Source organism: Pseudomonas sp. JY-Q, from assembly GCF_001655295.1.
In the GTDB taxonomy this organism is placed as follows: domain Bacteria; phylum Pseudomonadota; class Gammaproteobacteria; order Pseudomonadales; family Pseudomonadaceae; genus Aquipseudomonas; species Aquipseudomonas alloputida.
In genome coordinates this window covers 4,930,724-4,944,923 of record NZ_CP011525.1, presented here as the reverse complement: position 1 = coordinate 4,944,923, position 14,200 = coordinate 4,930,724, and the positions used below count along the sequence as shown (strand labels likewise).

14 protein-coding genes are annotated in these 14,200 nt (G+C 64.9%); 12 read left to right on the top strand and 2 right to left on the bottom strand.

The genetic code is table 11. The features are described from left to right. Positions 1 to 4: 4 nt before the first annotated feature. A complete protein-coding gene (locus AA098_RS28845; protein ID WP_004575683.1) occupies positions 5 to 976 on the bottom strand; it encodes an RHS repeat-associated core domain-containing protein in 972 nt (323 codons plus the stop codon). Positions 977 to 1,235: 259 nt separating this feature from the next. Next, positions 1,236 to 3,311 (bottom strand): PhoX family phosphatase, encoded by a 2,076-nt coding sequence (locus tag AA098_RS22210; RefSeq protein ID WP_064615008.1) that lies wholly within the window; start codon positions 3,309 to 3,311, stop codon positions 1,236 to 1,238. A 224-nt stretch (positions 3,312 to 3,535) separates the two neighbouring features. On the opposite strand from AA098_RS22210, the gene AA098_RS22205 reads away from it, so the two are divergent. The 12 genes from AA098_RS22205 to AA098_RS22150 are packed head-to-tail and all read left to right on the top strand — an operon-like array spanning position 3,536 to position 13,963. Then, positions 3,536 to 5,176 carry a hypothetical protein gene (locus AA098_RS22205; RefSeq protein WP_060546175.1) on the top strand — a complete coding sequence of 547 codons (1,641 nt, stop codon included), beginning with the start codon at positions 3,536 to 3,538 and terminating at the stop codon, positions 5,174 to 5,176. Next, positions 5,176 to 5,598 carry a hypothetical protein gene (locus AA098_RS22200; protein ID WP_003255004.1) on the top strand — a complete coding sequence of 141 codons (423 nt, stop codon included), beginning with the start codon at positions 5,176 to 5,178 and terminating at the stop codon, positions 5,596 to 5,598. The genes AA098_RS22205 and AA098_RS22200 overlap by 1 nt, the downstream gene beginning before the upstream one ends. A gap of 21 nt (positions 5,599 to 5,619) precedes the next feature. Next, on the top strand, positions 5,620 to 7,356 hold the full coding sequence (gene gspD / locus AA098_RS22195; protein WP_064615007.1) for a type II secretion system secretin GspD: 1,737 nt from the start codon (positions 5,620 to 5,622) through the stop codon (positions 7,354 to 7,356). Then, positions 7,356 to 8,804, top strand: coding sequence for a GspE/PulE family protein (locus tag AA098_RS22190; RefSeq protein ID WP_064615006.1), 1,449 nt, complete (start codon positions 7,356 to 7,358; stop codon positions 8,802 to 8,804). Before gspD ends, AA098_RS22190 begins: the two co-directional genes overlap by 1 nt. Positions 8,805 to 8,807: 3 nt before the next feature. Next, on the top strand, positions 8,808 to 10,010 hold the full coding sequence (gene gspF / locus AA098_RS22185; RefSeq protein ID WP_004575678.1) for a type II secretion system inner membrane protein GspF: 1,203 nt from the start codon (positions 8,808 to 8,810) through the stop codon (positions 10,008 to 10,010). 17 nt (positions 10,011 to 10,027) lie between these two features. Beyond that, positions 10,028 to 10,462 carry a type II secretion system major pseudopilin GspG gene (gspG, locus tag AA098_RS22180; RefSeq protein ID WP_004575677.1) on the top strand — a complete coding sequence of 145 codons (435 nt, stop codon included), beginning with the start codon at positions 10,028 to 10,030 and terminating at the stop codon, positions 10,460 to 10,462. Positions 10,463 to 10,464: 2 nt separating this feature from the next. Then, positions 10,465 to 10,896, top strand: coding sequence for a type II secretion system minor pseudopilin GspH (gene gspH, locus AA098_RS22175; protein WP_003254996.1), 432 nt, complete (start codon positions 10,465 to 10,467; stop codon positions 10,894 to 10,896). After that, a complete protein-coding gene (locus AA098_RS22170; protein ID WP_054889412.1) occupies positions 10,893 to 11,261 on the top strand; it encodes a type II secretion system protein GspI in 369 nt (122 codons plus the stop codon). Before gspH ends, AA098_RS22170 begins: the two co-directional genes overlap by 4 nt. Continuing rightward, on the top strand, positions 11,258 to 11,848 hold the full coding sequence (locus AA098_RS22165; protein ID WP_004575674.1) for a type II secretion system protein: 591 nt from the start codon (positions 11,258 to 11,260) through the stop codon (positions 11,846 to 11,848). Before AA098_RS22170 ends, AA098_RS22165 begins: the two co-directional genes overlap by 4 nt. Continuing rightward, positions 11,845 to 12,921: a type II secretion system protein GspL gene (locus AA098_RS22160; RefSeq protein ID WP_004575673.1), complete on the top strand. Its 1,077-nt coding sequence runs from the start codon at positions 11,845 to 11,847 to the stop codon at positions 12,919 to 12,921. The genes AA098_RS22165 and AA098_RS22160 overlap by 4 nt, the downstream gene beginning before the upstream one ends. After that, the gene (gspM, locus tag AA098_RS22155; protein WP_003254992.1) at positions 12,918 to 13,304 is read left to right on the top strand and encodes a type II secretion system protein GspM; all 387 of its coding nucleotides are present in this window, start codon (positions 12,918 to 12,920) and stop codon (positions 13,302 to 13,304) included. Before AA098_RS22160 ends, gspM begins: the two co-directional genes overlap by 4 nt. After that, positions 13,301 to 13,963, top strand: a complete 663-nt coding sequence (locus tag AA098_RS22150; RefSeq protein ID WP_064615005.1) for a hypothetical protein — start codon at positions 13,301 to 13,303, stop codon at positions 13,961 to 13,963. The genes gspM and AA098_RS22150 overlap by 4 nt, the downstream gene beginning before the upstream one ends. Positions 13,964 to 14,200: the final 237 nt, after the last annotated feature.

The window sequence follows — 14,200 nt, the reverse complement described above, 5'->3', positions numbered from 1 at the left end:
TCCACTATTCCGAGTCATAACGATAACGACTATAAGGATAATGGGGCATTTGATCAGTTCCGGTTCGTAATTGTAATGCCATATCTCTGTACACGTTGCGCTCGAGATAGGCGTAAGTTAATGTACCGGCGGCAAAACCGACAGGTATACTTGCTGCGCCAACGGCGCTGTGACTCGCAAGATATATTCCATAACCGAGCCCACCTGATATGGCACCATTTTCGTAACGGGTCATCATAGTTCCCCAGAATTCGGCTAGATCATTTGACCTCCTGAAAATTTCCCTTGCCCCGTGCGCAATGGTCTCGATTCCATTGATCTCTAGGGTAACGTGGGGCGCGTTGGGTGGCGGGGTTTGTCCTGCCCTATACAAATTGATTCTCGGATCAAGATGTTGAACGGTGCTGTTGCCGTTACTGGTACTTAAAAGTGGTCTGACTACAGAAATGCGTGGAAGCTGACCGACCACCCAGTTCACTGCTCGACTCACTCCTCGCTGCACGCTTCGGCTGAACCACTCCCAAAACTGTCCAGTCGGGTCATTACGATTGATGGGGTCGTTCTGACAATAGCTGTATCCGTTGGTCCCACCTTTACGAAATGGAGACTGAGTGTCAGGTTGGATAAATCGCCTCAACGTGGGGCTGTAGAATCGGTGCCCATTGCCAAGTGGGTAACAGTGCAGCATCTGATCAAGTCGTTGCCCGCTATACGCGACAAGTTGTGAAGCGGGCAGCGTGTGAAGAAAACCATAGGGTGTATAGTTCTGTGGCAAGCCTTCAGGAACGATGCGCAAAGCAGTATTTGCATGGTCAGACTGTAGGATCAGGCCTGCCTGTGTGGGGGCGTCTAACTCTGCTAAAGCGATACCATTGCCCCGTAACAATTGACGTGGGCTGTCACCGACTTCACAAGCCAAATGGTCGACTTGGAAGAAGAAATTTTTCCTGTTTGACAGCCACTTGGTTGAGCGCATATGCGTGATCCGTGGAGTGGTAGGTGGGCTAATGATTTTCTACGCGCATGTTGATGTCTACTGGCAGATTTGTCAGGTCGCTTGGACACGCCACTGTGTATGCGGCTTCCGAGCAAAGTTGAAAGAGAACGTTTGCTGATTGCGGTGCAGCCCATCGCAACATAAGGCCGCTCCACGAAATACGCGATCCCTGGTAGGCGCGGGCTCACCCGCGAAGAGGCCTGCACAGCCAGCACAAGGCTGGCTGTGTTACCGCAGGTCAGGCGGTGCCGATCTCACCGCCATCGATCCGCTGGATCACCACCGTCGAAGCCCGCGGCCGCACGGTAGCCCCAGCCGGCGTCGCATCGGTCGCCTTGTCGGTATACGGCCAGTTGTCCGGGTGTTGAATGTTGACGAACAGCGTCTTGTTATCCGGGGTAAAGGTAATACCGGTCACCTCGCAACCATTTGGCCCGACAAAGAAGCGCCGCAGGTCCACCTGGTTCTGTGCGTTCACCGGCACCTGCTTGCCGCTGGCATCCACCAGGTCGGTAGGGATCACCGCCAGCAACTGGTCGTTGGTGTAGTCGGTCAAGGTGGTTTCGCCGTTGTCGGTCTCAAACCACAGCACGCCGCGGCTATCGAAGCTCATGCCGTCGGGGCTGGCGAACTGGTTCAGTTCGGTCAGGCCGGAGCGGTTGATGTCGGCGGTGCCGGCAGCGTTGGCGCCGAACACGAAGATGTCCCAGGTAAAGCTCAGTTGGTCGTCGCTGTCGTGCCAGCGAATGATGTGGCCGTGTCGGTTCGGGCCGCGTGGGTTCGCTGCATCGACCTTGTCCGGGGTACGTGCACTGTTGTTGGTCAGGGTCAGGTATACGTCGCCGTTCAGCGGGTTGACCGTGGTCCATTCCGGGCGGTCCATCGGCGTTGCGCCCACGGCGTCGCCAGCACCACGGGTGTTGAGGATGATGCCCGGCAGGTCACCATACAGCGCGCCCAGGGTGCTGCCGCCGGTGGTGGCGGTGGCCACGTCCAGCAGCAGCCATACGCCGGTGCCGTCGGCATTGAAGCGGGCCACGTAGAGTTTGCCTTGGTCGAGGTACTTGGCGCCGGTGGCCAGGCGGTCGGCCGGGTTGGCATCAGCGGCGTCCCACACGGCGGTGGACACCCACTTGTACAGGTACTCGTTGTTCGAGTCGTCACCCATGTACCACACCAGCGGCTTGCCGGCGACGGGCAGGCCGGGGGCGCAGCCCTCGTGGCGGAAGCGGCCCAGCGCAGTGCGTTTGGTGGCCAGGGTGCTGTTGTTGTACGGGTCGATCTCGACAATGTAGCCATAGGTGCTGGCTTCGTTGCGGTAGTCGTCGGTGGCGCTGGCGCCTTTGACGGTAACGTCGAAGCGGGCGAATTCGTCGTCCACTTCGCTGGCGTCACCGGCAGCGGTTTCCCACTTGTACTGGCCGCTGGAGGTGCCCACGCCAATGCGGCGCTGGTCCTCGGGGCGGGTGCCCTTGTTGACGAAGATGCCCGGCCAGTTCTCTTCACAGGTCAGGTAGGTGCCCCACGGGGTGTAGCCGTTGCCGCAGTTGTTGTTGGTGCCACGGCAGTGGGTGCCAGCAGTGGAGTATTTGGTCTTGACGTGGTCGGTGCCACGCAGCGGGCCGGTGATTTCCATGCGTGAAGCCGTGGTGAAGCGACGGTTCAGCGGGTCGTTGTCGACCACTTGCCAACGGCCGTTGATCTTCTGCAGGCGTACAACGCCAGCACCGTGAGCGTTGATTTCCTTGCGCACTTCTTCAACCGGGCGCTTGCCGTTGACATCGGTAGTGGGGCCGGCCGGGTGCAGGGCGGCAGTGTCGATGTACTCGAAATTGATTGCCAGCAGGCCGTCTTCCGAGCCGCCGTTGATGGGGAAGAAGTGCATGCCGTCGTGGTGCATGCCCATGGCGTTGGCCTGGTCGGTCGAGGTGTTGCTGCCGTCGGACTTCCACGGGTTGCCGTTGCTGTTCAGTGGCGTCCCCCAGGGCGCCAGCACGTAGGCGCTATAGCCGGCGGCGACTACACAGGCGTCGGTGCGCGAGCCTGGGATGGACTGAAAGCCCAGTGCCAGTTTTGGCACTTCCGGCTCGGTGACTGGCGGTTCGGTCACCGGGGGCTCGGTGACCGGATCATCGTGATCGGAACCACCACCGTCGAAGCAGCCTGTCAGGCCGGTACCGGCGATCATGGCGATGGCGGCGCCCAGGCTGCCGCGCATGACGCTGCGGCGGCTCAGGTAGGCGTCCATGACGTTGGCCATCGGCAGGTTGCCGCTTTGGTTCCGGTCCAGGTTGTCGCCGGTATCTCGACTCATCAGGGTGTCCTTGTGTTGGCTGAGTTGGAGGAAACCGCGACTTTAAGGCGCAAGTGTGATGATTCCTTGGCAGAAATGTTAACGAGCTTTTAAAACTGCCAGTTCTTAGATTTGTGGTCTACAGATCAAATTGGAATTGCTGTCGGATTTCTGCCATCAAACTGTAATGCCAACGCCGCAACATCCGGGTCCCTGAATGGACGTGGATAAGGATGGCGGATGCGATGGCGAGCAGTGTGCACAGGCGCGAAGTGATCGGCTGGATGGGTATCGGTGCCTTGGCACCGCTGCTCGGCGCCTGCACAGCCTTCCCAGGGCAGCAGGGCGGCAACGCCCAGCTCGACTTGCTGTACGTCGCCGATACCCTCGATGCCCGCCAGCCTGGCCAGGCGGTGGTACCGGCTACCCGGTTGGGGCCGGTCAGCCATTTGGGCCGCGCGCCCTGGATGACTGGCCGCAGTGCCAGTATCGCCTACCCGCAACTGGCGCCGCTGCTGGATGCCAGCCAGGCAACGACAGCGCAACTGGGCGGTTATGCGGTGCTCGCGGCGTTGCTGGAACAACTGCGTGGCGAGGCCGGTGCGGGCAACAGCCTGACCCTGGAGAACGGCCAGGGCTGGAATGGCAGTGGCCTGGCGTACCTGACCCAGGGCGAAAGTGGTGTGCAAGGCAGCCAACTGCTGGGCATCGAAGCGCGGGTCAGCAGCGATGAGCGTGTGCTGTGGCCACAACGCAGCACGGGCCTGTATCGCCAGGCCAGCGCCATTACCCTCGGCGCCGGGCTGGCTGACGCACAACGCCAGGCACTGGGTGTGCAAGCCCTGCACGTTTTCGAGCGCGGCGGTGCCCGTATCGCAGTGGTCGGCGTGACCGACCCGTACGCCCAGGATCAGAAAGCCTCACTTAAACAGTGGTACCAGTCTCTGCTGCCGGTATTCGAACAAGCCCGGCACGAGGCTGACCTGGTGGTGGCCATGGCCGATGCAGGCACGGGCCCCGGCCTGTGGCTGGCTGAACGGGTGCCGCAAATCGACGTGCTGTTGTGCGCCCGTGGTCAGGACCTGTGGCCCGCGCCGGTCGAGGTCACCCAGGCCAGCGGTCGCCGCGTACCGGTGCTGTTTGCCGGCTGCCGGGGCAGCGGTGCCTTCCGCCTGCGCTGCCAGCGTGTGGCCGGCCAGTGGCAGTTCGACGGGCGTTTTTTCCCGGCCTTTGAACAGCAACTGGCGCCTGCCGCGCAGCTGCGTGTCGCGCAATTACAGGCGCAACTGCGCCAGCAACGGGCCGGCCACGCGGCCTGGCTCGACCAGCCGCTGGCCCGCGCGCCCCAGGCCTTGTGGCGCCGCGATACCCGTGGCGGCAGCTGGGACCGCCTGCTGCATCAAGCCTTGGCCGACGATAGCAGCATGCCCGTGTTGCTGCCGGGCCTGCGTTATGACTACCCGGTGGCAGCAGGGGCGCCCATTACCCGCGAACACCTGATCAGCCTTACCGGTGGCTACCCGGCGCCAGTGGTCGAGGCACCGGCCAGGCAGGTCGAACAAGTGCTGGAAAACGCCGCTGAACAATTGTTCGGTGACCCGCTGCTGCTGGACAACAGCCAGGACCTGCCGCGCTGGCAGGGCCAGGCCTGGAGCGTCAGCTACAGCCCACAAGGCAAGCGCATCACGGGGCTGGAGCCGGTGCAGGGCCTGTGCCGCACCTTTGGCCTGCAATTCGAAAGCCAGGCCGGCGAGCCACTGTGGCAGCGGGTCGAAGCCTGGCTGGCCCGTCAGCCTGACAACTGGCAACTGGCGCCGCTGCAACTGCCCGAAGTGCGTTACGTGCAGGGGCACCCAGGCTGGCACCCACGGCAGTTGGCCTCGTGATGCTCACCTCGCGTCTGCTCACCGGCGCTGGCCTGACCCTGGCCGGCTGGTTGTCTGCGCAGTGTGTGCTGCAGTTGAGCCGGCAGCCACACCCGGCCACGGCGTCTGCGGTGGCCGACAGCCTGCTGCCCGGGCTGATGGTCGGTCACTGGCAGGCGCCGCCCGACGACGGCGCCATCACCATTACCCGTCTGCCGCTGCAATACCTCGGCGGCCTCAAGGCCCAGCCATTGGCCGCCAGTGTGGTGGTGCTGCGCTACGGCGAGCAAGTGCGCACCCTGGCCCGCGGTCAGCGCCTGGCGCCAGGGATCGTGCTGCAGGACATCGACAGCGATGGCCTGATTTTCAACAACCAGGGGCGGCGTGAGCGCCTGCCCTGGCCGCCACGCCCCGCCGTGACCGGCTTCAAGCGGCAAGGATGAACGATGCCTGTTAGATACTGCATGGCGGCTGCGCTGAGCCTGGCCTTGTCCATGGCCTATGCCCAAGAGCCGGTGTTCGATGACAACGGTACGCCGATGTACGAAGTGAATTTCGTCGATACCGAACTCGGCGAGTTCATCGACAGCGTGTCGCGTATCACCGGCACCACCTTCATCGTCGACCCCCGGGTCAAGGGCAAGGTCACCGTGCGCACTGTCGACCTGCACGACGCCGACGCTATCTACGACATCTTCCTGGCCCAACTGCGCGCCCAGGGCTATGCCACCGTCGACCTGCCCAACGGCAGCGTGAAAATCGTGCCCGACCAGGCCGCGCGCCTGGAGCCGGTGCCGGTAGAGGCGGGCGGGCAGCAGGGCGAGGGCAGCGACAGCGTGGCCACCCGCGTATTCAGCGTGCGCAACGCCGCCAGCGAACAGGTACTGGGCATCCTCAAACCGCTGATCGACCCGCGGGTTGGGGTGATTACACCGTACCCGGCGGCGCACCAGTTGGTGGTGACTGACTGGCGCAGCAACCTCGAACGCATCGCCAGCCTGCTGCGCCAGCTCGACCGCCCTCAAGAGGCACCGGGCAGCGGCAGCACCCAGGTGATCTACCTGCGCCATGCCAATGCTGGTGAAGTGGTCAAGGTGCTGCGAGGGCTTAGCCAGGAAGGGGCGGTGCCGGCTGAAGGCGCGGGCGAGGCAGAGGGCAAGGACCGGCCGGTGATGCCAGCCTCCGGTGGCCCGGGTATCCGCCTGGAATACGAAGAAGGGACCAATGCCGTGGTCATGGTCGGCCCCGACAGCGAGCTGGCAGCGTACCGGGCCATTGTCGAGCAACTGGACATTCGCCGTGCCCAGGTGGTGGTCGAAGCGATCATCGCCGAGGTGTCCGACAGCAGCGCCCAGGAGCTGGGCGTTCAGTGGCTGTTCGCCGACGAGAAGTTCGGCGCCGGTATCGTCAACTTCGGCAGTAACGGGGTGAATATCGCCAGCATTGCCGGGGCCGCCGCGAGTGGCGACAACGAGGCCCTGGGTGACCTGTTGTCCACCACCACCGGTGCCACGGCGGGCATCGGCCATTTCGGCGGGGGCTTCAACTTCGCCATGCTGATCAACGCGCTGAAGGGCAAGAGCGGCTTCAACCTGCTGTCCACGCCCACCTTGCTGACCCTGGACAACGCCGAGGCATCGATCCTGGTTGGCCAGGAAGTGCCCTTCGTCACCGGCTCCGTGACGCAGAACAACGCCAACCCGTACCAGACCATCGAGCGCAAGGAAGTCGGGGTGAAGCTGCGCATCAAGCCGCAGATCAATGTCGACAACAGCGTGCGCCTGGACATCGTTCAGGAGGTGTCGTCGATTGCCGACACCAGCTCGGCCAGCGACGTGATCACCAACAAGCGCGAGATCAAGACCAAGGTCATGGTCGAGGACAACGGCCTGGTGATACTTGGCGGCCTGATCAGCGACGAGTTGAGTACCAGCAACCAGCGTGTGCCGCTGCTCGGCGACATTCCTTATCTTGGCCGGCTGTTCCGCTCCGATGCCACCAGGAACACCAAGCAGAACCTGATGGTGTTCATCCGCCCGCGCATTCTGCGCGACGGCCCGAGCCTGGCGGGCCTCAGTGAAGACAAGTACCGCACCCTGCAGCAGACCACACCGCTGCAATTGCCGGACCTTGCAGAGGGCGCGCGGCTGTTGCAGGTATTCCCCGCCAGCCGCGCACGCCTGGAAGGCGGTGACTGGTGATGCTGCCCTATCGCCAGGCACGGCAGAGCGGAGTGGCCATGGCCCCGGCAGAGCAGGGCTGGCAGCTATGGCTGCGGCCCGACGCCGACAATGCCCAGTTGCAGGAGTTGCTGCGTGTGCATGGCCAGCCAAGCCTGCTCGAATACCTGGAACCTGCGCTGTTCGACGAGCGCCTTGGCCAGCTGTACCAGGCTGGCGATGCCGCCACCGAAGCGCTGATCGAAGGCATTGGCGACCAGGTCGACCTGGATAGCCTGATGAGCGAGATGCCGCGCATCGAAGACCTGCTTGAAAGCGACGACGAAGCCCCGGTGATCCGCCTGATCAACGGCCTGTTCGGCCAGGCGCTGCGGCTGCGCGCCTCGGACATCCATATCGAGACCTTCGAGCAGAGCCTGGTGGTGCGTTTGCGGGTCGATGGCCACCTGCGTGAGGTACTGCGCCCTCCACGTGCGTTGTCGGCCATGCTGGTATCACGGATCAAGGTCATGGCCCGCCTGGACATTGCTGAAAAGCGTCAGCCCCAGGACGGCCGCATCACCTTGCGCGCGGCGGGGCGCGAAGTGGACGTACGGGTCTCGACCTTACCCGGCATCCACGGCGAGCGGGTGGTGATGCGCGTGCTCGACAAGCAGGCCAGCCTGCTGGCGCTGGATAACCTGGGCATGCCGGCAGCGGTATTGCAGGGCCTGCGCAGTTGCCTGGCGCGGCCCAACGGCATCGTGTTGTCCACCGGCCCGACCGGTTCGGGCAAGACCACGACCCTGTACGCCAGCCTGAACAGCCTCAACGATGGCAGCCGCAACATCCTCACCGTCGAGGATCCGGTGGAGTACGCCATCGCCGGCATTGGCCAAACCGCCATCAACCCGCGTGCCGGGCTGACGTTTGCCAGTGGCCTGCGCGCCATCCTGCGTCAGGACCCTGACGTGATCATGCTCGGCGAAATCCGCGATCAGGAGACTGCGCAGATCGCCGTGCAGGCCAGCCTCACCGGCCACCTGGTGCTGTCGACCTTGCACACCAACAGCGCGGTAGGCGCAGTGACCCGCCTGCGCGACATGGGCATCGAGCCCTTCCTGATCGCCTCGTGCCTACGCGGCGTCCTGGCCCAGCGCCTGGTGCGGCGTTTGTGCGGTTGTGCGGTGGCGCACCCGCTACAGGCCGCCGAGCGCGAGCTGTGGCCCGAGCTGGCGGCACTGGACAGCACTTATCACGCCGTGGGCTGCGAGCAGTGCCAGGGCAGCGGTTATATCGGGCGACTGGGGCTGTACGAATTTATCGAACTGGACGCTGGGCTCATCGGCTTGTTGTACGAGGGCGCCAGTGAGCTGGCCATGCAGGATTACCTGGCTGATCGGCGCCAGAGCCTGGTGGCGATGGCCAGCGATTGCCTGGCCCGCGGCGAGACCAGCCTGGCTGAAGTGCTGCGCGTGGTGCAGGGCTAAGGCATGCCGACCTATCGCTACCAGGCCGTTGACCTCGCCGGCAAATCGCACAAGGCCAGCGTGCAGGCTGACAGTGAACGCCACGCCCGCCAGCTGTTGCGCGAGCAGGGCCTGTTCGCCCGCCAGTTGCAGCGTCATGAAGCCGGCAGCCGACAACCCCGTCGCCAGCGCCTGAGCCGCGCCCAGCTGTGTGAGCTGACCCGTCAGCTGGCCACCTTGACCGGGGCCGGCATTCCCTTGGTCGATGCCCTTGCCACCCTTGAACGGCAACTGCGTCAGCCCGCCTTGCACAGTGTGCTGGTGGCCTTGCGCGGCTCGCTGGCCGAAGGCCTGGGCCTGGCCCGCAGCCTGGCCCGGCAGGGTGCACCGTTCACTGGCCTGTACTGCGCGCTGGTCGAGGCCGGCGAACGTTCCGGGCACCTGGCCCAGGTGCTGACCCGCTTGGCCGACCACCTGGAGCAGGTGCAACGCCAGCAACACAAGGCCCGCACAGCGCTGATCTACCCCGCTGTGCTGATGGGTGTGTCGCTGGCCGTGGTGATGGGCCTGATGACGTTCGTCGTGCCCAAACTCACCGAGCAATTCGCCCACGCCGGGCAAAGCCTGCCGCTGATCACCTCGCTGCTGATCGGCCTGAGCCAGGGGCTGGTGCACGCCGGGCCGTGGTTGTTAGGGGTGGCGCTGTTGCTCGGGGGGCTGGCTGGCTGGTTGTTGCGCAAACCGCACTGGTGCCTGCGTCGCGACCAGCTGCTGCTCCGCCTGCCGCGTATTGGCAACCTGCTGCAGGTGCTGGAGAGCGCGCGCCTGGCGCGCAGCCTGGCGATTCTCTGTGGCAGTGGCGTGGCCCTGCTCGAAGCCTTGCAAGTGGCCACCGAAACCATCGGCAACCGGCGTATCCGCCTGGCCATGGAGCAGGTGCGCCAACACGTGCAGGGCGGCACCAGCCTGCACCGTGCGCTGGATGCCAGCCAGCAATTCCCGCCGCTGCTGGTGAACATGGTCGGCAGCGGCGAGGCCAGCGGCACCCTGGCGGACATGCTCGAGCGCGTGGCCGACGACCAGGAGCGCGGCTTTGCCCGCCAGGTCGATACCGCCATGGCGCTGTTCGAACCCCTGATGATCCTGGTGATGGGCGCCGTGGTGCTGTTCATCGTGCTGGCGGTGCTGCTGCCGATTATGCAACTCAACCAGGGCCTGCAATTGTGACGACAAGGAGTATTGCCATGCAGCATCGACGTAACCGCCAACGCGGCTTCACCCTCATGGAGATCATGGTGGTGATCTTCATCATCGGCCTGCTGATCGCCGTGGTCGCGCCCAGCGTGCTGGGCAACCAGGACAAGGCCATGAAGCAGAAGGTGATGGCCGACCTGGCCACTCTGGAGCAGGCGCTGGACATGTACCGGCTGGACAACCTGCGCTTCCCCAGCAGCGAACAGGGCCTGGCCGCGCTGGTGAAAAAGCCGGCTCAGGAGCCAGTGCCTCGGGCCTGGCGCAGTGATGGCTACGTGCGTCGCCTGCCGGAGGACCCGTGGGGCACCCCGTACCAGTACCGCATGCCCGGCGAACATGGCCGGGTCGATGTGTACTCGCTGGGTGCCGATGGCCTGCCGGGTGGCGAAGGCCAGGATGCCGACCTGGGTAACTGGGCGCTGTAACGGTGCGTCATCAGCGCGGCTTCAGCCTGATCGAACTGTTGGTGGTACTGGCCATTGCCGGGCTGATGACCGGGCTGGCGGTGGCCGGCCTTGGCAACGGCCAGGCCAGTGTCGAGCAGGCCCTGCAACGGCTGGCGGTCGAGGTCCGCGGCCAGGCCGCGCTGGCCCGGCATGCGGGGCAACTGCGCGGGTTGCGCTGGAATGGCCAGCGCCCGGAGTTCGTCCGCCGCGAGGGCAATGCCTGGGTGGTCGAAGCGGTCCCGCTCGGCGACTGGCCCAAGGGCCTGCACCCGGACTGGCCGGCCAGCCCGCAACCGCGCGTGCTGTTCACGCCGCATGGCTGGGCGCAGGCGGGTAGTGTGCGCTGGCGCTGGGCCGATGGCAGTCAGCAATGGGCCTGGAGCCGCACCGATGGCATGTGGGTCGTGCCATGAAGCAAGCACAGCGTGGTTTCACTCTGCTGGAGGTGACCGTAGCCCTGGCAATCGCTGCCGTGCTGGCGGTGATCACCAGCCAGGTGCTGCGCCAGCGGCTGGCCGTTCAGGACAACCTGCAACAGCACCGCCTTGGCCTGCTGTGCGCGCGTGAGCTGCAAGCCCGCTTTGCCGTCGAGCAGTACTGGCCTGCCAAAAACCAGGTAGCCGGCGAGCTCGGCCAAGGTGGCCAATTGTGTCACTGGCAACTGCAACTGCGCCGCACTGGCGTGCGAGACCTGCGCCGTGGCGAACTGCAATTGTTCGCCGACCGCGATCAGCGCCTGCCACTGGGCCAGTACACCGTGTTTCTGGAGCGCCCATGAAACACCGCCAAACCGGCCTGACCCTGATCGAACTGATGGTCGCCCTGGCCCTGACAGCCGTGCTCGGCATCATGCTGGCCGCCCTGGTCAACGGCTGGCTGAAGGTGCGCGAACGCCTGCAGGACACCACTCGGCAAACCTCGGTGCTGGACTTTTGCCTGGCCCTGGAGCGGCGCTTCGACAGCCCGGTGTTGCGCCGTGTCTATGACCAGCGTCTGCCGCTGGCCAGCCGTTGGCTGGACTGGCAGCCCGCCAGCAACCAGTTGCTGTGGGTCGCCAGCACCGGCCTGCCGGCAGCCGAAGGTGGCTCGCGCCTGCAACGCCAGCGCCTGCGGTTCGAGGCCCGCGAGCAACGCCTGCTGCTGGAAAGCTCGGCGGACTTGTACGCCGCCGTCGCCCCGCACTGGGTACAGCGCGAACGACTCGACCAGGTCAGTGCCATGAACGTTCTGTACTACCAGGGCGGCCGCTGGCTGGCCTGGCCTTCTGACCAACCGGTGCACCCAGGCCGTGGTGTGCGTCTGGAACTGCTGCGTGATGGAGCCTCCTATGTCTGCACCTTCGCCCTTCCATGGGGGCGCTCATGAAATTTGAATGGCGGCGGCGTATGCCGGCCCAGGCGTGGCTGCTGGTGCGCCCGGGTACTGTCTGGCATTGGGCGCTGGTCCAGGACGGTATTTTGCAAAGCCAGGGGCAGGGCGAGCCACCGGCCAACCCGCAGGCCCATGTTGCGCTGGTCCTGCCTGCCGAGGCGTGCAGCCATTTTCGCGTGCCGGCCCCGCCCGGGCTCAAGCGCGAAGAGTGGCCTTTGCTGCTTGAGGATCGCTTGCTGCAGGCCCCGCATGAGGTGGCCTGTGCCTGCCTGGCCCGTGAACCCGGGTACCTTCGTCTGCTGGTAGTGGCGCGTCAGCAGCTGGATGACTGGCGTGGCCAATGTGCCGAATGGGGCTTGCAGACGGTGCGTTGCTGGGCGGAGCTGCAGCTGCTGCCATCACCCGAGCCAGGATGCGCCTGGCAATGGCAACGCACCCCCGGCCTGTCCCTCTACAAAGGCTTGGCCGAAGACGGACAGGAGCACTGGCTGGCATGGCTTGATGCCTTGGGTGGCGTGCCGCAGCCACCGTGGGCAGGGCTGCACAAGACGTCGCTGAACGGCAATTGGCCAACCGTATTTGCGCCGCTCGCCACATTGCCTGGCCTGTTCGAGCGCGCCCGCAAGGTGCGCTCGTTGCCGGCGGCCTCCCGCCAGCAGCAGCGGCTGCTGGCAGCTTGCCTGGTGCTGGCCACCGTTTGGGGTGGCCTGTGGGTGAGCCAGCAATGGCGTCAGGCGCAACTCTGGCGCAACCAGGTCGTTGCCGTGACCGGCGAGCAGGCCAGCCCTCGGCACGCGGCACAGGCCCTCAAGCGCCTGCGCGAGAGCGTACTGCAGCAGCAACTGCGTACACGTCAGCTAGACGACCTGCAGGCTCGCTTGCAGACCTGGCTGCGTGCCAACCCCGGCTTGCGCCTGCAAGCGGTGCGCTTCGATGGTCAGCGTTGGCACCTGCGCCTGGAGGGCGAGGGCAGTGCGCCGCCATGGCGTGATATGGCGGCTGCCGCTGGCGCCACAGTGCAGGTTCAAGAAGGCCAAGTGATCTTCGACCTGGGAGCAGCCTCATGAACCGGGACTGGCTACAGCGTCATCGCTTCACGTTCGCCTGGGGACTGATCGCCCTGCTGCTGGCCTTCCTGGCCCTGCGAGAAGGCGTTGCGCAATGGCGCGTGCTTGGCCAGTGGCGTGTGCTGGCCGAACAGGCGGCCAGCCTGCAAGGCGGGCCCGGTTTGAACCTGGAGCGGCTACGTCAGTCGGCCCAGGCCCGTGGGGTTGAACTGACCGAAGTCGATACGCAAGGCAAGGCCTGGCAACTGCGCGGGCAGGTGGCCGATGAGCGCATGCTGCAAGGCTGGGTGCAGAGCCTGCGTGCAGAAGGCGCACTGCCGTTGCAATGGGGACTGGAGCAGCAGGGCAAGGGTTTGCGATTTGATCTGGTGGTGCAGCCATGAGCCGCAGTGCAGCAATGGCCTGGGTGTTACTGGTATTCGTGCTCACGCTGTTTATCGAGCTTCCGGCCAATTGGGTGGTGCGTGCGTTCGGCCTGCCGGTACGCGATGTCGGTGGAAACCTCTGGCAAGGGCAGGCACAACAATGGGGGCCGGTCGGGCCTTTGCGCTGGACGCTGCAGCCCTGGCGCTTGCAGGCGAATGCGCAAGTGGGGTTCCAGGGGCAGGCCTGGCAGTTGCGTGCAGAAGGCTGGCCCTGGCGTTGGCGGCTGGAGGCATCAGCCAAGGGGCCTTTGGCGACGGTCTCGACGGATTACCGCCTGGCCGGCCAGTGGCAGGGTGTGTTGAGGATGCAGGGGGCAGGGCGGCAATGCCAGGCCAGTGAAGGCCGCGTGATCGTAACCGACCTTGCCCTGAGCGACCCTTGGTCCCTAGGCCTTGGGCACGGCTGGCTGGAAATGGATTGCCGCAGTGGCTGGCACCTGCGCGGGCAGTTGGCGCAGCAAGGGCAACATCAACTGGCCGTGGATGCCGACCTGCCAGGACGCCAGGCGCAGGTGGTGTTCCAGCTGCAGCCTGAAGCGCAGTTGACGCCATTGTTGCGTGGGGCCCAATGGCTTGGGCCGCAGGCCTTGGCGGGGCAGCGAGACCTTCGTTGGTAAGCAACAACGTGGCGCGGCCTCCTGTAGGTACGCTGCGAGCGGTCGAGCTTTTCTGAGGTGCTCGGGGCTGAAGCGCTTGGTCGTATCGATGGTGCATACCCGCGAAGCAGGCGGCGCGTTGCGTGGCACCGGCTGCGCCGGTGTTCGCGGGTGAACCCGCTCCTACAACGGCCTGTGTCCAACCGCCGATTTGTGCCCAACCGCCGATTTGTGCCCAACCGCCGAGTTGTGTCCATC

Bases quoted from the DNA above. Each gene is read 5' to 3' on its own strand.
- AA098_RS28845 (WP_004575683.1), bottom strand. From the start codon at position 976: ATGCGCTCAACCAAGTGGCTGTCAAACAGGAAAAATTTCTTCTTCCAA.
- AA098_RS22210 (WP_064615008.1), bottom strand. From the start codon at position 3,311: ATGAGTCGAGATACCGGCGACAACCTGGACCGGAACCAAAGCGGCAAC.
- AA098_RS22205 (WP_060546175.1), top strand. From the start codon at position 3,536: ATGGCGAGCAGTGTGCACAGGCGCGAAGTGATCGGCTGGATGGGTATC.
- AA098_RS22200 (WP_003255004.1), top strand. From the start codon at position 5,176: ATGCTCACCTCGCGTCTGCTCACCGGCGCTGGCCTGACCCTGGCCGGC.
- gspD (WP_064615007.1), top strand. From the start codon at position 5,620: ATGGCGGCTGCGCTGAGCCTGGCCTTGTCCATGGCCTATGCCCAAGAG.
- AA098_RS22190 (WP_064615006.1), top strand. From the start codon at position 7,356: ATGCTGCCCTATCGCCAGGCACGGCAGAGCGGAGTGGCCATGGCCCCG.
- gspF (WP_004575678.1), top strand. From the start codon at position 8,808: ATGCCGACCTATCGCTACCAGGCCGTTGACCTCGCCGGCAAATCGCAC.
- gspG (WP_004575677.1), top strand. From the start codon at position 10,028: ATGCAGCATCGACGTAACCGCCAACGCGGCTTCACCCTCATGGAGATC.
- AA098_RS22170 (WP_054889412.1), top strand. From the start codon at position 10,893: ATGAAGCAAGCACAGCGTGGTTTCACTCTGCTGGAGGTGACCGTAGCC.
- AA098_RS22165 (WP_004575674.1), top strand. From the start codon at position 11,258: ATGAAACACCGCCAAACCGGCCTGACCCTGATCGAACTGATGGTCGCC.
- AA098_RS22160 (WP_004575673.1), top strand. From the start codon at position 11,845: ATGAAATTTGAATGGCGGCGGCGTATGCCGGCCCAGGCGTGGCTGCTG.
- gspM (WP_003254992.1), top strand. From the start codon at position 12,918: ATGAACCGGGACTGGCTACAGCGTCATCGCTTCACGTTCGCCTGGGGA.
- AA098_RS22150 (WP_064615005.1), top strand. From the start codon at position 13,301: ATGAGCCGCAGTGCAGCAATGGCCTGGGTGTTACTGGTATTCGTGCTC.